The organism is Vibrio sp. TRT 1302 (assembly GCF_050113875.1).
In the GTDB taxonomy this organism is placed as follows: domain Bacteria; phylum Pseudomonadota; class Gammaproteobacteria; order Enterobacterales; family Vibrionaceae; genus Vibrio.
Genome location: NZ_JBNJOF010000017.1, coordinates 49,782 through 73,766, shown reverse-complemented (window position 1 = coordinate 73,766; position 23,985 = coordinate 49,782). Strand labels below are relative to the sequence as shown.

22 protein-coding genes are annotated in these 23,985 nt (G+C 45.2%); 3 read left to right on the top strand and 19 right to left on the bottom strand.

The genetic code is table 11. The annotated features are described in order from the left end of the window. Positions 1-6: 6 nt before the first annotated feature. From icmH to ACQEXP_RS16700, 10 genes are all read right to left on the bottom strand, one after another. Positions 7-780: a type IVB secretion system protein IcmH/DotU gene (gene icmH / locus ACQEXP_RS16745; RefSeq protein WP_269377765.1), complete on the bottom strand. Its 774-nt coding sequence runs from the start codon at positions 778-780 to the stop codon at positions 7-9. A 3-nt stretch (positions 781-783) separates the two neighbouring features. Then, positions 784-2,118, bottom strand: a complete 1,335-nt coding sequence (gene tssK, locus ACQEXP_RS16740; RefSeq protein ID WP_426970994.1) for a type VI secretion system baseplate subunit TssK — start codon at positions 2,116-2,118, stop codon at positions 784-786. Between the two features lie 5 nt (positions 2,119-2,123). Next, on the bottom strand, positions 2,124-2,603 hold the full coding sequence (gene tssJ, locus ACQEXP_RS16735) for a type VI secretion system lipoprotein TssJ (RefSeq protein WP_419723655.1): 480 nt from the start codon (positions 2,601-2,603) through the stop codon (positions 2,124-2,126). Positions 2,604-2,605: 2 nt separating this feature from the next. Continuing rightward, a complete protein-coding gene (tagH, locus tag ACQEXP_RS16730; protein ID WP_426970993.1) occupies positions 2,606-4,090 on the bottom strand; it encodes a type VI secretion system-associated FHA domain protein TagH in 1,485 nt (494 codons plus the stop codon). 2 nt (positions 4,091-4,092) lie between these two features. Beyond that, positions 4,093-5,109 (bottom strand): type VI secretion system baseplate subunit TssG, encoded by a 1,017-nt coding sequence (gene tssG, locus ACQEXP_RS16725; RefSeq protein ID WP_426970992.1) that lies wholly within the window; start codon positions 5,107-5,109, stop codon positions 4,093-4,095. After that, positions 5,073-6,842: a type VI secretion system baseplate subunit TssF gene (tssF, locus tag ACQEXP_RS16720; RefSeq protein ID WP_426970991.1), complete on the bottom strand. Its 1,770-nt coding sequence runs from the start codon at positions 6,840-6,842 to the stop codon at positions 5,073-5,075. Before tssF ends, tssG begins: the two co-directional genes overlap by 37 nt. 5 nt (positions 6,843-6,847) lie before the next feature. Beyond that, positions 6,848-7,285: a type VI secretion system baseplate subunit TssE gene (tssE, locus tag ACQEXP_RS16715; protein WP_269377773.1), complete on the bottom strand. Its 438-nt coding sequence runs from the start codon at positions 7,283-7,285 to the stop codon at positions 6,848-6,850. Between the two features lie 5 nt (positions 7,286-7,290). Then, on the bottom strand, positions 7,291-8,766 hold the full coding sequence (gene tssC / locus ACQEXP_RS16710; protein WP_426971003.1) for a type VI secretion system contractile sheath large subunit: 1,476 nt from the start codon (positions 8,764-8,766) through the stop codon (positions 7,291-7,293). 49 nt (positions 8,767-8,815) lie between these two features. Beyond that, complete coding sequence (gene tssB, locus ACQEXP_RS16705; protein WP_269377775.1) at positions 8,816-9,313, bottom strand: type VI secretion system contractile sheath small subunit; 498 nt, start codon at positions 9,311-9,313, stop codon at positions 8,816-8,818. 247 nt (positions 9,314-9,560) lie between these two features. Further along, positions 9,561-10,568, bottom strand: coding sequence for a sel1 repeat family protein (locus ACQEXP_RS16700; protein WP_426970990.1), 1,008 nt, complete (start codon positions 10,566-10,568; stop codon positions 9,561-9,563). A 726-nt stretch (positions 10,569-11,294) separates the two neighbouring features. Between ACQEXP_RS16700 and ACQEXP_RS16695 the strand changes: the two genes are divergently transcribed. After that, positions 11,295-11,543: a YkgJ family cysteine cluster protein gene (locus ACQEXP_RS16695; RefSeq protein WP_269377779.1), complete on the top strand. Its 249-nt coding sequence runs from the start codon at positions 11,295-11,297 to the stop codon at positions 11,541-11,543. Positions 11,544-11,753: 210 nt separating this feature from the next. Further along, entirely contained in the window at positions 11,754-12,446 is a 693-nt protein-coding gene (gene aqpZ, locus ACQEXP_RS16690; RefSeq protein WP_426970989.1) for an aquaporin Z, read from the top strand. A 56-nt stretch (positions 12,447-12,502) separates the two neighbouring features. Here the strand turns inward: aqpZ and recR are convergent, their stop codons facing one another. From recR to ACQEXP_RS16660, 6 genes are all read right to left on the bottom strand, one after another. After that, complete coding sequence (gene recR, locus ACQEXP_RS16685; protein ID WP_138971008.1) at positions 12,503-13,102, bottom strand: recombination mediator RecR; 600 nt, start codon at positions 13,100-13,102, stop codon at positions 12,503-12,505. Between the two features lie 16 nt (positions 13,103-13,118). Further along, complete coding sequence (locus ACQEXP_RS16680) at positions 13,119-13,448, bottom strand: YbaB/EbfC family nucleoid-associated protein (protein WP_138971007.1); 330 nt, start codon at positions 13,446-13,448, stop codon at positions 13,119-13,121. 75 nt (positions 13,449-13,523) lie between these two features. Beyond that, positions 13,524-15,647, bottom strand: a complete 2,124-nt coding sequence (gene dnaX / locus ACQEXP_RS16675) for a DNA polymerase III subunit gamma/tau (RefSeq protein ID WP_426970988.1) — start codon at positions 15,645-15,647, stop codon at positions 13,524-13,526. A 29-nt stretch (positions 15,648-15,676) separates the two neighbouring features. Next, the gene (gene apt / locus ACQEXP_RS16670) at positions 15,677-16,222 is read right to left on the bottom strand and encodes an adenine phosphoribosyltransferase (protein ID WP_138971004.1); all 546 of its coding nucleotides are present in this window, start codon (positions 16,220-16,222) and stop codon (positions 15,677-15,679) included. A gap of 175 nt (positions 16,223-16,397) precedes the next feature. Beyond that, positions 16,398-16,754: a YbaN family protein gene (locus ACQEXP_RS16665; protein ID WP_269377785.1), complete on the bottom strand. Its 357-nt coding sequence runs from the start codon at positions 16,752-16,754 to the stop codon at positions 16,398-16,400. A gap of 346 nt (positions 16,755-17,100) precedes the next feature. Further along, the gene (locus ACQEXP_RS16660) at positions 17,101-18,201 is read right to left on the bottom strand and encodes a response regulator (RefSeq protein ID WP_426970987.1); all 1,101 of its coding nucleotides are present in this window, start codon (positions 18,199-18,201) and stop codon (positions 17,101-17,103) included. A gap of 245 nt (positions 18,202-18,446) precedes the next feature. Here ACQEXP_RS16660 and ACQEXP_RS16655 point away from each other — a divergent pair, with 245 nt between their 5' ends. Continuing rightward, positions 18,447-19,322 carry a LysR family transcriptional regulator gene (locus ACQEXP_RS16655; protein WP_426970986.1) on the top strand — a complete coding sequence of 292 codons (876 nt, stop codon included), beginning with the start codon at positions 18,447-18,449 and terminating at the stop codon, positions 19,320-19,322. Positions 19,323-19,364: 42 nt separating this feature from the next. On the opposite strand, the gene ACQEXP_RS16650 is transcribed toward ACQEXP_RS16655, so the two are convergent. From ACQEXP_RS16650 to fadI, 3 genes are all read right to left on the bottom strand, one after another. Beyond that, on the bottom strand, positions 19,365-19,913 hold the full coding sequence (locus tag ACQEXP_RS16650; RefSeq protein WP_269377790.1) for an NAD(P)H nitroreductase: 549 nt from the start codon (positions 19,911-19,913) through the stop codon (positions 19,365-19,367). Between the two features lie 101 nt (positions 19,914-20,014). Continuing rightward, complete coding sequence (gene fadJ / locus ACQEXP_RS16645; RefSeq protein WP_269377792.1) at positions 20,015-22,135, bottom strand: fatty acid oxidation complex subunit alpha FadJ; 2,121 nt, start codon at positions 22,133-22,135, stop codon at positions 20,015-20,017. Then, on the bottom strand, positions 22,135-23,442 hold the full coding sequence (fadI, locus tag ACQEXP_RS16640; protein WP_269377794.1) for an acetyl-CoA C-acyltransferase FadI: 1,308 nt from the start codon (positions 23,440-23,442) through the stop codon (positions 22,135-22,137). Before fadI ends, fadJ begins: the two co-directional genes overlap by 1 nt. Between the last annotated feature and the right edge of the window lie 543 nt (positions 23,443-23,985).

Sequence of the window (23,985 nt, the reverse complement as noted above, 5' to 3'; positions counted from 1 at the left end):
TTCTAGTTATAAGATTTGTTTTAATTGTTCGATTACGTCACTGGTTTTGACGTGTAACAGGTAGCTATATACAAGGAAGGTTCCTCCCCAAAGCAATATGAAACCGGCAAAAACCGACCATAATGGGATCTGCTTACTAAGCTTGTATTTGGAACGCACGACGTGCTCTGTCGCACTGGTTAGGTGAGAGATGTCCACCTCATGATCTTGATTGATCAACTTGTGTAACTGTGAGATGACTTTTTCCCGCTCCAACTGACCAGACTCAATAACACGGTACTTACCTTCAAAACCTAAAACCAAACACTGGTAGATAAATTCAAGCAAGGGCTTGTATTGTTGAGGCTCACTTTCAAGTCGCTTTAGAATGGTAAACACTTTCTCTCCACCCCAGGTTTCATTGTGAAAGCGCGACAACATGGAATGTTCAGCCCAAACAGTCGAAGCGCCCCACGCCGTCCCCATCACGGCTTCATCGAGGAAAGTGCACAAGATATAGCGATAAGCCATTAACACAGCATGCTCAAAACCTTGCTCCGTTAGCTCGATTTCGATGGTCTTAATTTCCTCGATGGTTTGAGCGTAGATCGCTTTAATATTGTCGCATTCAGACAGCTGTCGAACTCGCAGTGACAAACCAAGAAGTGGCGTCGCCGCATCAATCAGAGGGTTAGATACACTTCCTCTAAGCTGAAACCAATAATCTTGGTCATGGTTGATTTGTTCTACATCGTCGTGGAGTAAGCCGCTGAACTCACCCTGTTTCTTATTGTTATCCATGGATTAACTCCTAATCGCCCAGAATTGGAGATCAAGTTCTTCAAAAGCAGCAGCCACGTGGAAAGCGAAACCACTAGAATGCGCTAGCATTCCCCATTCAGTGCTGGTTTTATCAAGTTGGTAATAGGTATAACCTGCGTGGTACGGCAGTTGTCGAGGTGCGACGGGCAAGACCACCAATGGGATGCCCGGTAGTTGAAGTGAAATAAGCTCACGTATTTTCTCAACCGACGAAACTTTCGTTTGTTGCGTAAATTGACGACGCAATTCATCCATCGGCATGCGAGCTTTAACAGCAATGATAAAGTCAGCCGTATCCATCAACTGAGGATCCTGAATCGCCGCAACCATTAAGCCGTACTTACGTTTGTCTAGCTGAATTGAGACTGCTCTAGGCTCTAGAACAACGCTGAGTGACTGACGCAAATTGCGAATAAGCGGCCAGAACGATTCCGTTGGCATATCGTGGTTGTAACTCACCGTTTTAGGTGGCAAGCGACTTTCATCGGTAAAGGTCGCCAGCTCTCCGGCAATCGTAGACAAGCACTCAAACAAGCGTTCAGGATGAAGGCTTCTCAGCTCAGCGAGGTGTTGGATCTGAGGTTGTAATCGGTTTAACGCTTGTAAAAGCATAAAGTCAGACACATCCGCCACACCACCTTGAGATGGAGAGCTAATACGTTGGGCAATGTTCTTCGCTCGCTCACGCATTAAACCGGAAATCTCATTCACAAAACGGTGCAATACCAAGTTTCCAGCCACATTAACGTGACAAGGGAAGAAATCAGGATCCATTACGACACTGCCATCAGGTCGCTTCTCCAATATGCGCCCCACCGCCATCGATGCATAAGCACTTCTATCTTCTTTCTCCAACATCAGTTGGACTCGCATCGGTGAAACGTCAATCGTTGTCATGTCACCTTGCAAAGTATGGACATCTCGAACCTCAAGCCGGCGGCTTTCGTAACGTCCAGTACCTTGAGCATCTGGCCAGTTAATTTCCATCAGTGACTCACTGCGAAGAGGAATCGCTAAATAAACCAACTGGTTTGCGAGAGACGCATCATCAATATCCAATGCATCAGGCAAGGTGTCTTCATGCGGAATACGAAAAACCGTTCCATCAGGCATGATGCCAACTGCTCGCTCGATAGCGATACGACCAAACGATAAATATTCTGGATTGAGCGAAAACTCAGAAATACCATACAGATAACGACTTACTGAACTCACACGTTCATCGATGTAATATTCCGTGTAGCGCTGTTGTTGCTGGAAATGCTGCGGTTTGATAAACAAACCTTCGTTCCAAATAACACGATTTCGTGAAAACATCTTATCTATTCCACCTTTTCCAACTTAACGTCGTAGTCGCTAAGAAGCATCAGTAAGTGATACTCTCTGCCTTTATTGATTACTTTGACGGCCTTCTTCCATTCGCTCAGTTCGATGTCAGAAAATTTCGCCATAATCCCGATGTAGTTCGTCTCTTCATCGACCTCAATGGCGTTGACGAACTTGAACTGACCGGGTAACAAAACGTAGTCGTAACTTTTAACAAAGTTACTTTTCAGCGCTTTCTCGTAGTCTTCTTCCATCTGGTCGTAACTAGAAGACATAAACATCGAGTCGTCCACCAGCTCAAATACTTGGATCTCCACTGGAGAAGCTTGCCCCAAAATACTTGGGTTAACTTCCTCTTGCGCGACAATGCTAAAGGTGACCTTGGTCGGCAACTCAGTCGGATCATAAGGCTGAGGTTCACTGCTACAGCCAATGAGAAACATCGAGAAAGCGCATATCCATAGCAAATTTCTCACCTTTAGAACTCCAGCTGTTTCTCACGGATTTTCTTGTCGTACGCCTGCTCAAAAATTTCCCAGAACAGTTTTTCGAAACCTTGTTGGCGATGTGAGGTGAGCTCTCGGTAGTAGTTGCAGTACATGTTCCAAGCCCAAGCATCGTTATTTTGGCCAATATCTTGGTGGGGACGTTTATAGTTTTGGAATCGGCGCAACAGCACTTGTGGTGAAAACGCGTTCAGAATTTGCGTTAACGCTTCTCCCGTCGCATGCTGCATCGCTTCATTGTGGGCTTGAACATTCTTTAAGCTCTCTTCAATTGCTGCTGGAGCGGAAAGGTGCACGGCACTTTTCTCAGAGTCGTACAGAGTCTTAATCGTCTCCTCATATGACAAGCCAAGACGTAGTGGATTATCTTCGATCGGTTGAAGGTTTCTATTTAAGGTCCCAAAACGTCCTTCACTCACATGTTGGTGAAGATCCAAAATGCCCTGTATACACGCTTGTAATGATTCACCCATCTCTTGAGACAGCATGTGCATACGTTCAATGTCATCGGTATGGTTGACGTTCGCACCTAGCCCATTAAGCATTGGCCCTGTTAATAGGTGCCCTCCGGTGTTGGCAAGGTTTTTAACGGCTGCCGGCTCCGACTGAATACTTTTTGCTACTTCTTCCTCTAGCAAATCTAGTGTTTGCTCATCCATTTGAAAGTCCTCTGAAACGTTGTTAGCTGCTGTTTGTTGAGACTCAAGCTGCACCGCTCGGTCTGATTTGAATGTGAGTTGTTCTGTTTTTGCACTTTGACGCTTAGACTGCTTTTTGCCGCCAAACCCAAAGCTAAGAATTCTTTTCAGTGACATCGAAGATGAAATCTCATTGTCGCTGTCAGCTTGCACGGTGAAGTTTGGATCCCTTAACGTGAGATCGTTTTCTGGAACAAGCCCTTGCGGCTTAGTTTCCGCATTAACGTCTGCCAGCTCGCCATCAATCAAAGACTCTTCTTTGTTGGGCGAAATCAGCTTTTCCAAAGCGGCGATTGGGTCTGAGTTTTCAACGTGCTCCTTTTGCTCATCGTGCTCGCCATCGGGCACTTCATCTGAAAGCAGATCATCGTTCGTCGTTTCGAACATGCTTGCTAAAGAACCTGTGATGTTGTCTTCTTCTAGATCACCTAAGGCAACCCGAACTTGGTAGGGGCCAATTTGAATTTGATCTTTGTGGACCAGTTTCGCCAACAAACCTTTGCCAATCGGCATTTCTGTACCATTGATATAGGTCTCGCCACATAGATCTTTGAGGCAGAACGCACCATCGTGCACAACGATTTCACAATGCTGCGGATAAATATGACCATTCGTGTCTTTAAGCACCCATTTGGAATCCGATGACGAACCTATTACGCCTCCGTTTGCGTCCCAATCCATTAGCACAGATAAGCCCGACTCCAACTTCTGAGCATTGATAATCAAAAGGTTTAAATTGAGTTTTTCAGTCGTTTCCATCGTTACTGCCTTACCTGAATGAGTACGCTTTTGTCTTTTTCGTTGGTTCCAAGAAATGAAGTCCAACCAAGTGCTATGTCCGCAGATCCACCTAACACAAAGTCCGGCGCTTCGTTATCGTCCATCGTCAGCTCTAGGTCATAAGCCATCTGCTCACGCAAAATAAGCTCGACTAATTTACATAAAGGGCCGAACTCTTGACCTGAAGGTAAAAAGTCGGAGAACTTTTGTCTCGATAACCGGCTGATACAAATAGTAAATTTGCCATTACAATCGACCACAGATTCCCCAACCATTGATGACACCCCAAGTTGAGAGTTGGCGCTCCCCACGCGAGTTTGCTGCGAGGGATCAATTCTTACTGTGCGTCGCGTCCATTGCCTAATTTCGACCTCTTCGAGATCAAAGCAGTGTGCAATGATTCCCGACACCACTTGAGGAGAGCGACTGCGTCCGGCAAGAGTTCCCGAATAGGCCAACATCTTGCACCAGTTGATTGGGGTATCCCCTCGTAGGTCAGGCGAGCCTAGACCGACCAATGACAGCAATTGCGCTGAGAAATCATCTTGCGCATCTGGCTGAAAGCGCACAAAGTAGCGATATTTTCTCCAGATTCGATAAACCAAGTTGATCAGGCGGTTATTAAAAAAATCCATAAACGGCAGCTTGGCACCACCTGGCTCTTCATTTAATAACTGCTCAACCACGTAGCCTGGAAGCGGTGACTGCGCGCCTGACAACCCAAAGAAATTGGTCATCATGACCATTCTCTCGTCGTTGAGTAGATCCAATCGATTCACATCCGACGGAGAGAAGCCTAAGCTTGGGTTGGCACTAAACACTAATTTGCACTGGCGCTCCCAGATATCCTCTTCTGGATTCATCTCATTCAGTTTTTGTAGCAACTCAACAAGCTGATAGAAATTGTATTCATGGACATCGTTTGGCATTGCTACCATTTCAGGCAGCTCTACTCGTTCCACTAAATCAGTGGCTGCATCCCTGCCTGAGTACCCCATGTGTACCTCTCCTGATTAGTGACATTGACCACATGTAATTCATGAAATGAGTTAATGCTCGCGTACAAGGCAAAGAAATGGCTCAACACTGTCCCAAATAGGAATAAGTCACCTTCTGAACCAAATCCTGATTGATCCATCTGCAACGTCGATTGAAGACCACGAACCGGTAACCCTCTTAGAATCTTATCTACTGGTTTAGACTCTATCTTTTGAATCGCATCTAACCGCTGCCTCGATACCCTCTCTGCCTGCCTATCAACCAAAGCTTTAAAATCGTAGGCTCTAAGTACGCTGCTAAGGGCATCTTTTGACAGCAACGATAAATAATTCAGTGACAAGTTAGAGATGAGTGTCCATAGCAAGCTGCCGTCTAAAACGGGGCGTAAAGATTGCGAAGGCACAGAGATATTGGTGAAGGTAGCAAACGGTGGCGAGGTATCCGTCATCTTACAGATATCCCCCACCCCTAACTCGAGTGGTAGCAGTCTGTTGGTGCAGTTCAACTTAATTGAAACCGCTTCATCAATATCAAACGATGTCGTTTCATCGCTTCGGACAAATGAGATAAAGGATTCAAAACCATCAGAACGAATACTCTCTTTGACACGTAACCGGTAATAGAGAGCCGTCCGATTTCTCACCCTTTCAACTTCATGCTGAAAACTTTCAAACGACGAATAAATACGCTCAGCTCCGCGAACTCTTTTTCCTTGAGATGTGGTGTCTTGCCATCCAGAAACACTTTCGATGTTAAATATTTCATAGTGAGATGGCTTACGGCTTGACGGCACCACTCTATACTCCGACTGACGACCCGTCAGCGAGATAGGGTCAGCATCGTGTTTAAACAGATTGATGATGGGTGTGCAATACAGCTGAAAATTCTCTTTTGTGATCCTTACGTCGACAGGAAGCGTTTTGGAAAAATGCAGCTTAAGAGTGAACTGTCCTGTCACATTTTTAGGGATCGCCTTATCGAGACCTGATAGATCAAAGAAATGAAACGCCTCAGAAAAGGACAAGTATTCTTGTAAGATTCGATAGCCTTCATACACATTGGTCGGATACGGCAGCAACGCATCCTCACTATCAAAACCTACGGGTTTGAAATGCTCTTTTGCTAGAGGAAACTCAGTGCCAGCAACATCGATGCTGATTCTATCAAGGTAGTGATTTAACCAAAGGTAAAGCATTTGTGAGCTGTACTGATCTCCACCTAAGTAAAAACGGAGACTATCCAGCAACGAATGACCAACGTTAACATCACCAATGAGCTTTAATTCAATATCAATCGTAGAGGCTTCTCTCGTATGCTGAGCTTTGACATCATGACAGTCCAATGGATAAAGCTTCACTTCGCGACAAGTTTGAAATTGGCATTTCGTGCCCAATACCGGCTTACTGTCGACTTTAGTACCCTTAGCGATAACTTGTTGCTCGCTAATGCCCGTCTTTGGAGTAAACGCCAATATACACATGCTCGGGATCGGCCTTAGATAATTAGGCCACAACATGTTAATCATTGAGTGAGTCAGTTCAGGGAACTCATCTTCCACTTTTTGTCTCAGTCTCGCAGTCAGAAAAGCGAAGCCTTCTAGTAGACGTTCAACGTCCGGGTCCATCGTTCTGCCGTGGAGAAAACGAGAAAGCTGAGGGTGAATTTCCGTAAACTCTCGCCCTTGCTCCTTTAAAAAAGCCAGTTCCTCTCTGAAGTACTTATCTTGAGTCATAATCCCTAAATCACTCGATATTTTCTGTTTTGGTCGAGCAGCAAACTGAACTGAACGCGATCATGTATTGCTTCACTGTTGATTTCCGCTGTAATTTTGAATTTCAACGACAGGGGACTGTAGCTATCGGTTTGAGGCACAACTTCGACCTGCTGTAGCCTCGGCTCAAAGTTATTCAGACAATCCTGAATAGCGAGGGTGATTTTAAGAGACAGATCAAGCGTATCTAGCGTCGCATCATTGAAGTCGATGAGACCTAACTCGCGTGAGCTTTGAGCACCACCAACACGTGTGTTTAAAATTCTCGAAACATTGAGCTTGATTGACTTCAGCACATCGCTGGCGTCAGGTCCTTGAGTTAAAGAGACGTTAGTAGAGTTGGCTTCTAAACGTTCGAAGAAGCCAACACCAAACGTACTTTCTTCCGGTGCAAAGTACGCCATATTTATTACGCCTGATCTAAACGACCAACCAAGGACAGTTCGAAGTTCGCACCCATGTATTTAAAGTGAGGACGGACAGACAGAGAAACCTGATACCAACCTGGATTACCCTCTACGTCAGCAACTTCAATCTTCGCGGCACGAAGTGGGCGACGACTGCGTACGTCTGCTGGCGGGTTCTCCTGATCAGCCACGTACTGCTTAATCCAAGTATTTAGCTCACGCTCTAAATCTTGACGCTCTTTCCATGAACCAATTTGCTCACGCTGTAAAACCTTAATGTAGTGAGCTAAACGGTTGACGATCATCATGTAAGGTAACTGAGTACCCAGTTTGTAGTTAGTTTCCGCTTCTTTTCCTTCCTTAGTATTCGGAAAGACTTTTGGCTTCTGAATAGAGTTTGCAGAGAAGAACGCAGCGTTGTCGCTACCTTTACGCATCGTCAGTGCAATGAAGCCTTCTTCAGCCAACTCAAATTCTTTGCGGTCAGTGATTAATACTTCCGTTGGAATCTTCGCTTGCAACGCTCCCATAGACTCAAACAGGTGTACCGGCAGATCTTCAACGGCACCACCACTTTTCGGACCAATAATGTTTGGACACCAACGGTATTTAGCGAAGCTGTCTGTTAGACGTGTTGCAAAGGCGAAAGCCGTATTACCCCACAAATAGTGCTCATGAGATTCTGTAACACTTTCTGAGTAGTTAAATGATTTGATTGGATTTTCTGCTGGATCATAAGGAACACGCAGAAGGAAACGAGGGGCGGTTAGACCTAGGTAACGTGCATCTTCAGACTCACGTAGGGAACGCCATTTGGTGTATTTCGGGCTCTCGAAGATCGATTTAACGTCTTTAATGTTTGGCAGCTCTTCAAACGAGTCAATACCAAAGAACTCAGGACCGACACTTGAAATAAACGGAGCATGGGCCATTGCACCAAGCGCACCCATATATTGAAGCAGCTTCATATCCGGTGTAGAAGGCGTAAAAGTAAAGTTACCCAAAATTGCGCCCGTTGGTTCTCCACCAAACTGACCATAACCTGAAGAATAGACATGCTTGTATAGACCTGATTGTGTCGTTTCTGGTGCAAACTCAAAATCTTCAAGTAACTCTTCTTTGGTCACATGCAGCAGGTCAATCTTGTTGTTTTCACCAAAATCAGTGCGATCAACAAGCAGCTTCAGGCCACGCCAAGCAGACTCCATTTGTTGAAACTGGCTGTCGTGCAAGATTTCATCCATCTGCGCGCTAATTTTTTTATCTAACTCAACCAGCATTTGATCAACAAGAGACTTATTGACCGCTTCTTCCGCTTGTTCAGAACCAATTAAGTTTTCGATGAACGCCGCGACGCCTTTCTTGGCAATATCGTAGCCATCTTCATTTGGCGCGATTTTAGTCTGCGCCATGATTTCATCCAGTAAGCCGCCTTCAGCCAGCTGGGGTCTTTCAAGTACCGTTTCTGTAGACATCAGGTATTTCCTAATCCATTAAATGACGAATGTTATTAGTCAGCATTTTGTTTTATTTAGCGTCTTCACTGACAAGATTTAGCTCTTCCAGAAGCTTGTCGCGTGAGTCTTGTGAATGCAGCAATTCTTGTAAGCGATCGCGGAAAGCTGGAATGTTACCTAGTGGACCTTTTAACGCGACCAGTGCTTCACGAAGTTCGATAAGCTTCTTAAGTTCAGGAACCTGACCAGCAATGGAGTCCGGTGCAAAATCAGCCAATGATTTAAAATTCAATTCAATAGGCAGCTCTGCATTTTCATCTTCAGTAAGCCTGCTTTTCACTGAAGTCGTCAGACGCAACTCACTTTCACGCATCACAGATTCAAAATTGTTCTTATCAACTGAAACGGTACTGCGCTCTTCAACAGGGGTATCTTCGGTGTGGCCCTTAAAGTCTCCAACAACCAATGTTTTGAGTGGAAGTTCAACTTCAGCTTGAGCGTCACCTGTAGCCGGAATATATTTAATATTAATCCGCTCTTTAGGCGCTACGCTTCCTTCCTTAGACATAATCAAAGTTCTCCGATATTAAATTTAAAGGGAATGGCATTTATATTGACAATAAAGTAATCTGCCGATTGCTCGCAAAGAACATCAGGCTGAATAATTTCACCATCAGATAATAATTACAGATTTATAAACAGCTAATTTAATAATTCACTAATTTAGTGCTCGCTATCTTTTATATTAAGAACACAATCCATCAAACAACCACCACAAGCCAAATTACCGAACGACGTCTACGAAAGATAATTTATTAATAGGTATTCCAAAGATAGTCATAGTGGTAAAAATAGTTGATTTCAGACAGTTCATTTTTAAATGCTTCGGAGTGAGGAATTTGAACGTCTGTTATTCGATCTAAGGTTTCTTGATAATTAGCCTCAACCTGCCGATATATACTACTGAATCTGTCTTGTCCGGCATTTTCTAAATAGAGTTCATAGTATGCCTTTGCCTTTACCAGATCGGCCGTGACAAAGCTGTATCGGAGACTATTGCCACTATAGATATTGCCTAGCGTGACCAACGAGGTAATGTCTCCTTGCTTCAGACCTGCCTCTCTCCACTCAAGAGCTTCCTGAAACTTGCCACTAGACTCCAAGATAGCTACATACCGCTTGATCGCAGGAATATACCCCGCAGTCGCTGCGTTTAAGTATAGGCTGCGCGACCTTTCGAATCGTTCACTTGCGAAGAAGTAATCACCTTCCCCATTCTCCAGCCTTTGCGCACTGGTCATGTAAGCGTTAGGTATTTCGAACGCCATAGCCTTATTTAAGTAATACTCAGATAAGTCGGCGTCTGAAGCGTGAAAATAGTCTGACAAATATAAATAAGCGAGACCCGGTGACTTAGCCCCCATCTCAATCAGGCTGTTATAGTACTGACTCTTATATTTGTCGCGCTTTGCAGCACTTAACCAGTCCCCATAACGATACAGGTACTTAAGAGCGGGTTTACTCCCGGCTTGTGCAGCTTTTATCAAGTAGTCTCTTGCATAGCCCGTAGCTCTTACACTGTCTTGGAAACCCATCATCTCCATCGCGTAAGCATAGGCGCCATCAGGATGATCATTATCTGCTGAGTACTTGAGGTAAGCTCTCGCTTCTATGTTCCGAAACTGCGCTCGAAGCAGCTTGCCATACTCATAGGCCTCTGCCGCAGACATTTTCTCGACATCATAATTTTCAATAGCCAATGCACTGAAGCTATACGTAACAGTCGCTAGAATAATGGAAAGCAGTTTGGTGAACTTTGGCACGACTACCACCCTGTGACTCGAAATCATAACTGATCAGTTTCCCTACTCTCGCTGCAGGTTATTATAATATTTTACCGTACCAGAACCTGCTATTTAAGGTATGAGTTACCTTCCATTATCCTCAGTTTCTAGAGGCCGAAAATAACCCTATTTAATCATAAAATTTCAAGGAAATTAATTAAGAATAAACTCACAAAATAGAAGGAAATATCTGAGTATTAAATATTAAAATAAATACCGAATTAATCATTCGCTAATTTTAGGCAAATGGCAGCCTGTAGATCAAGCAATTTCTTGCTCGCTATTTAATCAACAATTAACTCATTAACAACAAATTGACTAATAAAATAGCATTCTTTTATTTATACGGTCTATAGTTCTAAATAAACGGCATGATGAATGCAAAACTATTATTAACACCACTATTATTAAAAACTTTTAAACCTGATGCATTGGTTCAAATTAAATTTGCATCATGGTGATTTTAATTCCACAACAACTAGCAAATAATTTACGAAAGGATAAATAGTCGTGATCCACGAAAATCCACTCTGATCGGCCTATCTTCTAGAGTATTTATTCCATTAACAACATCAAATTCACGAAAAAAAATTTTCCTATGCGATAGATTTTGCTTATCAGGTCGACACTGCATTCAAAGATATTAGTGATAAAAGTCACATTTCTTGCTAACATGCTGCCAAATTACGTTAAGGCTAATCACTTATGGAATGTCGCTTAGGTTGTGGGGCATGTTGTATCGCTCCGAGTATTTCGTCGCCAATACCAGGCATGCCAAATGGTAAGCCCGCGGGCGTTCGCTGCGTTCAACTTAATGACGACAATCTATGTCGGTTATTTGGTCAGAAAGAACGTCCTAAAGTTTGTCACGACTTTAAGCCTTGCCCAGTCGTTTGTGGTTCGACAAACGCCGAAGCGATCAGCAATATTACCGAACTCGAAGCATTAACTTAGATCGATTCGCTAGAATATCGATTTGAAATCGTCAATCGCACCTTCTCGTTAGTCCAGATAGTGAGTATTTATCTCACTTTCCTACAAATTTTCGTTTCAGTTTTTAGAATCATAAAACTATTCCTTCCGTTCGCTATTTGGCTCACACAATCATGACATTTGTTGCCTATGTTCTACATGTGTTTCCAATCAAACTTTAGGAATAACCTAATGAATAAATACTTTGCAGAATCTTTTGGCACTTTTTGGCTAGTGCTTGGCGGCTGTGGCAGCGCAGTCTTGGCAGCCGGCTTCCCTGATGTTGGCATCGGACTACTTGGCGTATCTCTTGCTTTTGGTTTAACCGTATTAACCATGGCATTCGCTATCGGCCATATTTCTGGCTGTCACTTAAATCCAGCGGTGACTATCGGCTTGTGGGCAGGGGGTCGATTTGAAGGTCGACACGTTCTTCCATACATCGTAGCTCAAGTGATTGGCGGACTTATCGCAGCAACGGTTCTTTACTTTATTGCGACAGGCCAGTCTGGTTTTGACGTCGCGGCGTCAGGTTTTGCGGCAAATGGCTACGGCGAACATTCTCCAGGTCAATACTCATTGACGGCGGCATTACTCACCGAAGTCGTGATGACGATGATGTTCCTCATTATCATCATGGGAGCGACAGACAAACGTGCTCCTCAAGGTTTTGCTCCGATTGCGATCGGATTGGGTTTGACACTGATTCATTTGATCAGCATCCCAGTGACTAACACGTCAGTAAACCCTGCTCGTAGTACAGCAGTTGCTGTTTTCGTCGGTGACTGGGCTACCTCTCAGCTTTGGTTGTTCTGGTTAGCACCTATCGTCGGTGCCGCTCTTGGCGCTTTCGCCTACCGTTCGTTTGCGGGTTCTCAAGACTAACAGACGTTATAAAAAAGCCGCGATAGATATCGCGGCTTTGCTTTTATTTGGAACGATTACAGCTTATGTCGGCCAAGTAGCGAATGAGAGAGTGTCGTACCATCAACGAGCTCTAACTCACCCCCAACAGGAACACCGTGAGCAATGCGGCTTGCTAACACGTTACTTTCTTTACACAATTCCGCGATATAGTGAGCCGTTGCTTCACCTTCAACCGTCGGATTTGTGGCTAAGATGACTTCTGAAATGTCACCTCGACGTAGTCGATAGTCTAGAACATCGAGGCCGATATCACTCGGACCGATACCGTCTAGAGGCGACAAGTGCCCCATCAATACGAAGTATCGACCTGAGTACTGACCTGTAGCTTCTACCGCAGCTATATCTGCCGGACTTTCTACCACACAAAGTTGACCATTTTCCTGACGTTTAGGATTGGTACAGATGTGGCAAACGTCTTCTTCCGTGAAGGTTCTACACTCATTACAATGCCCAATTTCGGTCATTGCCTGACTCAGTGCATCGGCTAATTGTAAGCCGCCCTTTCTATCTCGCTGTAACAAATGAAAGGCCATACGCTGTGCCGACTTAGGGCCAACCCCAGGCAGACAACGTAAGGCCTCCATCAATTGCTCCAGCATATGACTGGTGCGCATTATTTAACCTTGTTGATTAGAAAGGCATTTTCATACCAGGTGGTAGTTGCATGCCACCGGTAATACTTGCCATCTTCTCTTTTTGAGTTTCTTCAACACGACGTGCTGCGTCGTTAAAAGCGGCTGCGATAAGGTCTTCAAGCATCTCTTTATCGTCTTCCATCAAGCTGTCGTCGATTTCAACACGACGTACACTGTGGCTGCCAGTAATGGTCACTTTCACAAGGCCAGCGCCAGACTCACCTGTTACTTCCATATTTGCGATTTCTTCTTGAAGCTTTTGCATGCGATCTTGCATTTGCTGGGCTTGCTTCATTAGATTGCCCATACCGCCTTTACCAAACATGTTAATCTCTCTGGTTATTTAGCTTGTTTCGTTATTAGATGGGGGCTGGCTCATTACGATTCAACCCCGTAAAAATCAAATCGGTCTAACGCTTTCACTGTCGAGTTCAGCGGCAAACCTTTTTTGGATGAACTGGATATTCGGGTCACTTTCCAGACTGTCAAAAGCACGCTGTAAACGCCCTTGATACAGCTTGTCTCTTAACTCTAGAGGCGTCTCACCACTTTCACCAATCTCAACGCTCAAGTGGCACTCTTGGTTGAGAACTCGATTTAATTCACCAAGCAACTCACTTTGTGCACGATCTGTGTTTAGATGCGCCTGCGATGCTCTCAACACTAAGGAAATGGACGCGTCACTCTTCTGGAAATGCGAGTTTAACGCTAACTGCTCAGTCAGCTTAGCCGTCGACAGTTGGCTGATTAACTTGGCCCACTCGCTCTGTTCTAGACTTTCTTGTACCAGCTTCTCCACCATTTCTGGTGTTTTTTCATGCTCTAACGCTTGCTTTAGTAAGGTCGGCGTCAGCTCAGTTTTAACCGTGTTTATCTGTGGCAGCGACGGTTTCCAGCGATACGGTTCATCGTCTGCCTCAGGTGTTGCATTGATATTCGGGTTAGACAATGGCGACACCTGCTCGGTTCCGGCGTGCTTTCTTGCTACACGTTCTAGAACAGACTCTGGTTTTGCAGATGTCGCATTAGCCTTTTTTGGCGTATTCCCTTGCCCTGAATTCACCCCATTGCGCTGCGAGCGCAGTTGATGCCTCAAGCCAGCGACACGAGAAGGAGCGCTTGATTGTTGTGGCTGAGCAGGCTGTTCAACCGGTGCGGCAGAACTTGGCTGATTGCCTTGTTGGTCGTAATACTGCTGAACTTCATCATAGTTCGGCGGCTCAGGCATATAATCGGTAGCCGGAGGAGCATCATAGTGCGCCACTGGTGGCATCTCTGGTTGACTAGGGCTCGCCTGAGGGACAGGTGCTCGCTCAGCAGTTTGATTCGTCGGCTGCATTGAGGATGTGGCAGAGCGAGGTGAGACATGACTTTGCGTAGGTGTCTTCACCTGCACTTGCGGTTCTACAGCAACAGAAATCGTGTTTGCTTGTGCTTGCGATGCTGGCCTAAACGCCATCATACGCAAAAGAACCATCTCTAAGCCAGTTCTCTCCGACGGTGCTAAAGGAAGGTCTTGTCTCCCTTTAAGCGCAATTTGGTAATAAAGTTGAACATCTTGTGGCGATAGCTGACGGCTCAATAGCTCAACTTTCTCGGCATCAGGCTGAGATTGGTCTAAGGTGGCAGGTAACGCTTGGTACATGGCTAAACGATGCAACTGTGCAGCTAACTGCTGTAGCAATCCATCCCACTCAACACCATTTTGTGCAAGCGCTGTAACACAATCCATCACGACCTGAGGCTGTTTGGAGCTAATGGCTTCGAGCAGGTGTAATGCTTGATCTGTATCTAGCGTACCCAGCATGTGCGCGACGCTGTCAGTCAAGACTTGTCCATTGCCCAGTGCGATAGCTTGGTCAGTCAAACTCAACGCATCACGCATACTGCCATCAGCAGCATGGGAGATCATTCCCAAGGCGCGTGCTTCTGAAACAACTTTTTCTTGCTGTAAGATATGATCGAGCTGTTGATGAATGTTGTCGACGCTGATCGGTTTCAGATGAAACTGGAGACAGCGCGATAAAATCGTTACCGGCAGCTTCTGTGGATCAGTGGTCGCCAACAAGAACTTCACATACTCAGGCGGCTCTTCCAGTGTTTTCAATAAGGCATTGAAACTGTGGCGAGACAGCATGTGAACTTCGTCGATAAGGTAGACTTTAAAACGGCCGCGTGCAGGTTTGTACTGCACGTTGTCGAGGAGTTCACGAGTATCTTCAACCTTAGTACGAGACGCCGCATCGATTTCGAGCAGATCAACAAATCGTCCTTCATCGATCTCTCTACAAGTATCACAAACCCCACAAGGTGTGGCTGTAATGCCTGTTTCGCAGTTCAGACCTTTAGCAAACAGACGTCCAATCGTCGTTTTACCGACGCCTCGCGTTCCACTGAATAGATAAGCGTGGTGGAGACGATTCTGTGCTAAAGCATTCTCTAATGCAGTTAAAACGTGGGCCTGACCAACCACTTCATTAAATTTGGTTGGTCGCCACTTTCGCGCTAAGGCAAGATAACTCATGAAACTATACTCACTAATAACCTACCCGATTAATGTCCTTCAAACTCACAAATGCTGTAAACGTTAAGGCCAAGGCCTTCAAGACGTTTGTCACCACCGATTTCAGGAAGGTTAATCACAAATGCAGCGTGCTCAACAACACCGCCGAGTTGACGGATTAGCTTCGTTGTCGCTTCGATAGTGCCGCCAGTTGCCAAAAGGTCATCAACAACCAGTACCTTGTCACCTTCTTTGATCGCATCAGTATGAATTTCTAGGGTATCTGTACCGTATTCAAGCTCGTATGATTGAGCAACGGTCGCACGAGGCAATTTACCTGGCTTACGCACTGGTACAAAACCGACACCAAGCTCAAGAGCTAAAGGCGCTCCAAACAGAAAACCGCGTGCTTCTGTACCAACGATTTTGGTAAATCCCATATCTTTGTACTTTTCAACCAGTAGTTGAATCGTCGCTTGGTAAGCACTTGCGTCTTCCATAAGACTGGTTACATCACGGAAAAGAATGCCTGGTTTTGGGTAGTCAGCAATGCTCTTGATGCTAGATTTGATCTGCGCAATTGTTTCAGTTGTCATAACTCTTTACTTAGATTGGCTAAGTTGGTTGAACAAGTTACAGGTAACGATAACCAACGATTAGCATGGTTCTCAGCACAATCTAAACTAAGGCTATAACCGAAACAGTCACCAAGTTTATTGTGCCTAAAAAAACAAACGCCCACTCTAAAAGCGGGCACACTTCCTAGCAATCTTAGTGATTTTCTTCGCTGTCGGCAAGGTGCTCCATCACAGGCAAACGAATAAACCAACTCAGTAAAACTATCAGCATCAAAACTAGCATAATCTTTAACCAGAAATGCGGTACTACCCAGATTGAAAATGCAAAACTCATCAAGATGCATACCGCTCCACGCTTTTTAACTTTCGCGGTGACAGCGCGATTTTTGTGCCAGTTAGTTAACATCGGCCCAAAAGTTTTATGGTGCCTTAGCCAGTAATGGAAACGTGGACTGCTGCGCATAAAACACGCACTAGCCAGTAGAATAAAAGGGGTGGTAGGTAATAGAGGAAGGAATATACCGATGATGCCTAAAACTAGGCTGAGCATACCAACAAATTTGAGAAAGAGTTTACGAATATTGATGGCATGCTCCGAAGTCTGGTTTAGAAGCCCGCGTATCCATTTAAGACGCGAATCCAGGTAAGAGTCGCTGGAAGCGTCGGGATAAGTAGTACTGCTATAAATCCTAGAAAGTAAAAAATATTATATGGTTCTTTAAAATCTTTGTCTGCCATGAGCTCACTTCTCAAATTGTAGGTGACGACTTATTACCCAAACCATTAACTTAATGTTAAGGAAATGGGCTATTTTTGTTTATGGCGGACTATACCCTAATCAGACGGTGACAAACACCGACTAAAATTAGGGTTTTTGGAAACTGTGATGCTCTGCGCTACGCTTTCGCTCCTTGATAAATGTCGAGACTAAAACTGCTTGAACCGAGGCAATTTAACGTCAACTGACAGGCTGACTGAATGGGTAAATCTGAAGTGATAAAGTTCTTACCACAGTTCTGTCCCAACAAAGCTCCAGCCGGAATATGCTGATTAAAGTATCCATTTGACCATTGGGCATCTAAACCCGCAGGCAGCAAAGAGAGTGTCCCTTCAGCTAAGTCAGCGATACCAAATAGCGCCCGAACTGGTGTGCTGCACCCCGTACATTTAATGCCCTTCTCCAATAGAGATGCGATATCTTTCAAGTCAGCATTAAAGCACTTCAAATTACGCAGATAGTCATGGAAAAGAGCGCGGATCATTAAGGTGGTTGCCGCACCATGCTGACCTTCACTGTCAGAATCCACTAGATAAAAGGCCAACTGACCGTTCATCAACCACGCATAGTCGAAAACCAGCGGCATCACATCTGTGGACTGAAGCAGTCGGTAGCTGCATTTCCAATCACCTTGGGAAGTATCTTTGTCCGGCAACAGGGCATGAAGCAGGTCTTTCGCTGCACTCGGGTTGTCTTCCAAATACTCTAAATGCCAGTGTAACTCTTGTTCTTCCGGCATATCCCCACTATCCACTCTGAACCACTGGCTTGAAAAATCCCGTTGGTCGCTCAAATGGTTGTCTGAGTCATCTAGCGTGTTCTCTATCGCACAAGCAAGGTGGGCGTGATTACTGATCGGCTTGGCGAGGAAATCTTTGATGCCAAATCGGAGCGCTTTGGCGACATCCGATATCTCGTCCGTCGCAGAAACGACGATTAAAGGGAGTGATGGATATTCCAAACTCACCTCTTCAACGAACTCTATTCCATCAAGAATCGGCATAGAGAGGTCGCAGAGTATTAAATCTGGTTCACCAGTACGTAATTTTTGTAAGCCATCTAGACCATCTTCTGCTTCAATGACCTTGTATCCTTGGGCAAGTAAAAAACCTGAGGTGATACGACGAAATATCGGGTCGTCATCCACCAGCATAATCACTTTTTGTCCACCGGAGACTGGTACTGTCGCACTGGTCCCAACTTCGATTGTCTTATGCATAAACCTTCGCCTCACAAACTGCATGGGGTACAACGTTTCGTTATTTTTATTGTTGTCAGTTGTTTCAAACACTCTTTAAAAAGTAGTCGCGAAAGGCTGTTTATACAAATCTTCCACTTTTGACCTGAGTTGCATACTATATGTATGGGATATCAAATTTCGCTGTAGTTGTTGATATGACTCAAGCTTTAGCATTTGATATAGATATAAATTAATCGAATTCGTAAAAATATGTGTCTGGTACAATGAAATTAGATGACCTAAACCTGTTTAGACTAGTAGTCGAAAATGGGAGCTATACAGCAACTTCGCGTAAAACAATGATTCCTGTTGCAACAATTACGCGACGTATTCAGGCATTAGAAGAATCTTTAAACCTTCGTTTGCTTAACCGCCACGCGCGTAAACTCTCGTTGACAGAAGCTGGCGAACGATTTTATGCAGAGTGTTCACCTCTACTCAACCGTCTAACACTCGCTGCGGAAGAAATCACCGATGAGTGCCGCGGTGCCGCAGGTAAAATTCGCATCACTGCACCGTCGAATCTGACCAAACGAATGATGATGCCGATGTTTAACGCGTTTATGTGCCAGTACCCGGACATTAACATCGAGCTCACCACCAGCAATCACTCAGAGCAACTTGACCCAACCGAGTGGGACGTTATTTTCCGAGTCGGCCCTCAGCGTGACTCAAGCCTTATCGCGCGTAAAATTAGCTCTGTGGCGGATATTTTGGTGGCGAGTCCCGAATATCTCAAAGCCCATCCTGCGCCGAAGCATGCGGAGGAACTTCATCAGCACTCGCTACTAAAAGGGTCACCACTGCTCAAATGGCAATTGTCGAACAACAGTGGCGAAACCGTCATCAATAACGATAAAGGACGTTTTCAAGCCAACACGCTGAATGTGGTCAGAAGTGCTTGTTCGGAAGGCTTAGGCATCACTCTGATGCCAGACGTTATGCTGCGTGAATATATTGAAGATGGGAGCTTGGTTCGAGTGCTTCAAGATTGGAGTGCGAACCCTCGCGACATCTATATGTTGTACAACCACAAAGATCACCTCCCTGAGAAAGTACGTCTGTTTATCGACTTTGTAATTGCTTACAACATCCATTAAAAAGAAGAGAGCTTGGCGTAAACCAAGCTCTCTCTTTATCGGTTAAAGGTATTCAACAAACTTACTCAGATCCCTGTCAGGCACCTTCATTGGTGTGCAGCCTGCTGTTCCTAGATACAGGAATCCGACTATTTGGTCTTCACCCTCAAGAGCAAACGCACTACGCACCTCTTGGTGGAACATCCATTTGCCAGAGCGCCAGAAACCTTGGAAACCTTGCGCGACTGCCGCCATTTGCATCGCCTGCACTGCACAACCCGCTGATAGATGCTGTTCAAAAGCTGGGACTTTGTCATGCTCTGTGACTTTCGCAATAACAGTGATCACCATAGGTGCGCGAAAAGGTGCGTTCTTTACTTTATCGATCACCGCTTGCTCGCTTTGCTCTGCTTGCGCCGCTTTAAGCAAAATTTCGGACAGTTTTCCAAGCCCTTCACCTTGGGCAATAACAAAGCGCCACGGTGTCAACCCTGCATGATCTGGGGCACGTAAACCAGCGCGAATAATGTTTTCTAGTGCTTTACCTTCTGGAGCGGGCTCTGACAACTTGGCAATTGAGCGACGGTTGAGCAGTAAATCTAGAGCATCCATTTGACATCCTTTTTAGCGTTTTTGTTTTTTCTTCTTGATAATAACTCTCACAAATAAAAAAGGCGAACCTCTCGGTTCGCCTAGCATAAATTTCTTGATAATCAGTAGAATGCTTGGTCAAGACCCGCTCGAGTGAGTAGCCCATCACACGGCGCAAAACGATCGCCATATTTCTGCGCGTGTTCGTTCATGATTTCAACCAGCTTCTTAATGCCGATTTGATCCATGTAACGGAATGGACCACCTAAGAATGGAGGGAAACCAATACCGAAGATCGCGCCGATGTCGCCATCTCTTGGACTACGGATGATGCCTTCATCAAGACAACGCACCGCTTCATTGAGCATTGGTAGCACGCAGCGCAGAGCCATCTCTCTTTCAGCCAGTTTGGATTCTGGCTTAAGTGCGAGCAATTTATACACAGATTTATCGACTTCTTTCTTCTTACCCTTGTAGGTGTAGAAGCCTTTACCACTCTTACGTCCTTTACGACCATCATTCAGTAGCTTGTCAAACACATCTGGTCCTTGGAAGCGCTCACCCAGCTCTTTGACCAATATAGGCATGATTTTAGCGCCAATATCGACACCAACTTCGTCAAGAAGAGTGATTGGGCCAACTGGGAAACCAAAATTAAGCAGTGCTGTATCAAGCTGTTCAATAGGCTCACCAGCCATTAGAACTTGCGCAGCTTCATTCATGTAAGGAGCAAGAATGCGGTTTACATAGAACCCAGCGCAGTCCTTAACAACGATCGGCGTTTTACCTTGCTTACGAGCGAACTCAACCACACTAGAGATGGTTTCATCCGACGTCCCTTGATGAGGGATAACCTCTACCAAAGGCATCTTCTCTACTGGGCTAAAGTAGTGGAGACCAACCACATTTTCAGGTCGCGCCGCCTTCTCAGCAATTTGATGGATAGGCAAAGAAGATGTATTGGTAGCGAAAATGGTGCTATCTTTCGCGTTTTCTTCCACATCAGCAACCATCTGCTGTTTAAGTTGCAAATCTTCGAATACGGCTTCAATCACGATGTCAGTATGGTTGAATGTGGTGAAATCTGTACCACCAGACAACTGTAGCATCTTATCCTGAAGCTGAGCTTTCGACAAAATCTTGCGTTTTCTCTGCTTTTCAAACAAGTTGTAGTTGTATTTTAGCGCGTTCAATACACCGTCGTTAGACACATCTTTAATACGTACTGGTACTTTTGCTTTGGCTACGCTTACGTGGCTAATACCAGCCCCCATCAAGCCACCACCCAGTACCGCCGCACGTTGTAGTTTTTTCGGTTCAGCGTCACTACCGTGCTCTTTTTTCATCTCTGTCGTGGCAAAGAATATTGAGCGCAGTGCTTTTGACTCTGGAGTCATAACCAGTTCACCAAAACGCTCAGCTTCTTTCTTCTGACCTTTCTCAAAACCGTTTTCAAGGCCAAAACGAATGACTTCTAGGATGGCGTCAGCAGCTGGGTAGTTGCCACGAGTTTTCTCGCGTGTTTTCTTTGCTGCCTGCTCAAAGATTACTTTACGGCCAAGACCCGTATTCGCCATTAACTTCTCTTTGGTTGACGCTTTACGTTTTGTCTTGCTTTTGCCTGTATGTTTCTCAACAAAACTTTTTGCAACGTCTAGAAGAACCGTCTTCGGCACAACGGCGTCAGCGACACCTAGCTTCTTCGCCTTTTTCGCTCTTAACTGCTTACCTGTTAAGATCAAGTCTAATGAAGGCAGTAAACCAATCAGGCGTGGTAAACGCTGGGTACCACCAGAACCTGGTAGCAAGCCCAGTTGGACTTCTGGTAGACCAAGGCGCGTTTTATCAGAATCGGTACAAACGCGGTAATCACACGCCAACGCAAGTTCCAAACCACCACCCAAACACGGGCCATGAATCGCCGCCACTACCGGATAAGGTAGATCAGCGAGCTGCTGAAACATTTGCTGACCTTTTTCAGCCAACGCTTGCGCCTCGCCCGCACTGGTGCACGCGTCCAACATGCGAACATCAGCACCCGCGATAAAGTTGTCTGGCTTGAGAGAGTGAACAATCAGACCTTTCAGTGACGACTGTTTTTCAGCCAACTGCGTGAATATTGACTCCATTTCTTCAGCAAACGCTGCTTGAAGTGTATTCATTTTTTCGCCCGGTACGTCGATAGCTAACCAAGCAATGTTTTGTTCATCAATTGATAAGTTAAATGCGGTTTGTTCACTCATTATTCTACCTCCAATACCATTGCCGCGCCCAAACCACCTGCAGCACAAGCGGTGTTAAGAGCAAGACCTCCACCACGACGTTGCAGTTCTCTCAAAGTTTGAGTAATCATACGTGCTCCTGTTGCAGCAAATGGGTGACCATAAGCGATTGAACCACCAAGTACGTTGAACTTATCCATATCAATCTCACCGATTGCTTTAGAGCGACCTAGCTTTTCTTGAGCAAATTTATCGCTGGCAAACATCTTCACATTGGAGAGCGCTTGAGCTGCAAATGCTTCATGCATATCAATTAGGGTGAGATCAGAAAGCTGAATTCCAGCTCTATCGAGTGCCATTGGCGTCGCATATGATGGTCCCATCAGCATGTCGCTTTCGACTCCAATTGCAGAGAAAGCATATGAGCGAATGTAACCCATGATGTCTAAGCCAAGCTCCTTCGCTTTGCCTTCACGCATTAGCATGATGGCCGCAGCACCGTCCGTTAGAGGGGTACTGTTCGCCGCAGTCACACTACCGTATTGGCGGTCAAAAGCAGGACGAAGCTTCGCGTAACCTTCAATCGTAGAATCTTCACGAATATTATTGTCTTTCGCGATCCACTTTTTATAAGGTTCAGGGAAAGCGGTCATCACTTCACCAGCAATTTTTCCTTCATTCCAAGCTTGCGCAGCTAAGGTATGAGAGCGATGGGCAAGCTCATCCTGAGCCTGACGTGTAATACCATGAGATTTTGCCATTTGTTCGGCAGTCTGCCCCATAGACAGACCCGTCGAATATTCAGCAACGGCAGGCGGTACTGGCATCAAGTCTTTAAGAGAAAGCGTTTTTAGGATATTGAGCTTCTGGCTAAGAGTTTTGGTTTTGCTCAGAGCAAGTAAATTTGCTGCTAGCTTCTTAGACACACCAATTGGCAAGACAGATGAAGAGTCGGCACCACCAGCAATACCTACATCGATTGTGCCAGCCATAATGCTTTCGGCAACATTCACCGCAGACTGAAAGCTTGTCGCACATGCTCGAGTGACACTGTAAGCATCGGTATGGATGTGCATACCAGTACCCAATACAATTTCACGAGCGATATTTGGCGCTTCTGGCATTTGCACCACTTGGCCAAACACCACTTGCTCAATCAGCTTAGGATCGATTTCAGTGCGGGCCAGCATTTCGCTCACCACCATTTTGCCTAGGTCCACCGCGGGAACTTGGCTAAATTCTGTACTTTGACGTGCAAAAGGCGTTCGCAATCCTGCGACAATCGCCACGCGTTCTCCTGAGCGAGTTTTCACTTCCTGCTTGCCCATTGTTGCTCCTTAATAGATAGAGGTCTGACCAGAATCATTGTAACGAGATTGTTAATTCAATCAAACGCTCGTTTGAATAAACGTGACTCAAGCCAGATTCCACATTCACCGTGTTTAGATGGGACAATTAATACAGCATAGGTAGGTCGGTAAGTCAGGGCCAAGTGAAATCAAAGCCAACAGCCCTCTCTGGCTTAGATTTTAGGCAAAAAAAAACCACACAAAACTGTGTGGTTGGAATATATAAAGCAATTAACTTACGCCAATTGAAATAATCAGTTTCCTGATTAGGAGAAAGTAAAGTCAGCCTTCAAAAGGAAGTGTCATCTTGCTCAACTTGTCGATGTAAACACCGACTAGATGACAGGTGTTACTATAACCGTTAGAGTTAGCTAGATTTTGAAGTAGATCAATTTTAGTTCGATTTCTATGTCGTTGGACTTATATATCTCTCAATATAATTGTGAGGTCACGTCTAATCCGGCGATGAATAACACAAAACATGCGCAATTACGGTAAAAACGCAGTGGCCAGTAACCGCTC

Bases quoted from the DNA above. Each gene is read 5' to 3' on its own strand.
- icmH (WP_269377765.1), bottom strand. From the start codon at position 780: ATGGATAACAATAAGAAACAGGGTGAGTTCAGCGGCTTACTCCACGAC.
- tssK (WP_426970994.1), bottom strand. From the start codon at position 2,118: ATGTTTTCACGAAATCGTGTTATTTGGAACGAAGGTTTGTTTATCAAA.
- tagH (WP_426970993.1), bottom strand. From the start codon at position 4,090: ATGGAAACGACTGAAAAACTCAATTTAAACCTTTTGATTATCAATGCT.
- tssG (WP_426970992.1), bottom strand. From the start codon at position 5,109: ATGGGGTACTCAGGCAGGGATGCAGCCACTGATTTAGTGGAACGAGTA.
- tssF (WP_426970991.1), bottom strand. From the start codon at position 6,842: ATGACTCAAGATAAGTACTTCAGAGAGGAACTGGCTTTTTTAAAGGAG.
- tssE (WP_269377773.1), bottom strand. From the start codon at position 7,285: ATGGCGTACTTTGCACCGGAAGAAAGTACGTTTGGTGTTGGCTTCTTC.
- tssB (WP_269377775.1), bottom strand. From the start codon at position 9,313: ATGTCTAAGGAAGGAAGCGTAGCGCCTAAAGAGCGGATTAATATTAAA.
- ACQEXP_RS16695 (WP_269377779.1), top strand. From the start codon at position 11,295: ATGGAATGTCGCTTAGGTTGTGGGGCATGTTGTATCGCTCCGAGTATT.
- aqpZ (WP_426970989.1), top strand. From the start codon at position 11,754: ATGAATAAATACTTTGCAGAATCTTTTGGCACTTTTTGGCTAGTGCTT.
- recR (WP_138971008.1), bottom strand. From the start codon at position 13,102: ATGCGCACCAGTCATATGCTGGAGCAATTGATGGAGGCCTTACGTTGT.
- ACQEXP_RS16680 (WP_138971007.1), bottom strand. From the start codon at position 13,448: ATGTTTGGTAAAGGCGGTATGGGCAATCTAATGAAGCAAGCCCAGCAA.
- dnaX (WP_426970988.1), bottom strand. From the start codon at position 15,647: ATGAGTTATCTTGCCTTAGCGCGAAAGTGGCGACCAACCAAATTTAAT.
- apt (WP_138971004.1), bottom strand. From the start codon at position 16,222: ATGACAACTGAAACAATTGCGCAGATCAAATCTAGCATCAAGAGCATT.
- ACQEXP_RS16665 (WP_269377785.1), bottom strand. From the start codon at position 16,754: ATGCTCAGCCTAGTTTTAGGCATCATCGGTATATTCCTTCCTCTATTA.
- ACQEXP_RS16660 (WP_426970987.1), bottom strand. From the start codon at position 18,201: ATGCATAAGACAATCGAAGTTGGGACCAGTGCGACAGTACCAGTCTCC.
- ACQEXP_RS16655 (WP_426970986.1), top strand. From the start codon at position 18,447: ATGAAATTAGATGACCTAAACCTGTTTAGACTAGTAGTCGAAAATGGG.
- ACQEXP_RS16650 (WP_269377790.1), bottom strand. From the start codon at position 19,913: ATGGATGCTCTAGATTTACTGCTCAACCGTCGCTCAATTGCCAAGTTG.
- fadJ (WP_269377792.1), bottom strand. From the start codon at position 22,135: ATGAGTGAACAAACCGCATTTAACTTATCAATTGATGAACAAAACATT.
- fadI (WP_269377794.1), bottom strand. From the start codon at position 23,442: ATGGGCAAGCAGGAAGTGAAAACTCGCTCAGGAGAACGCGTGGCGATT.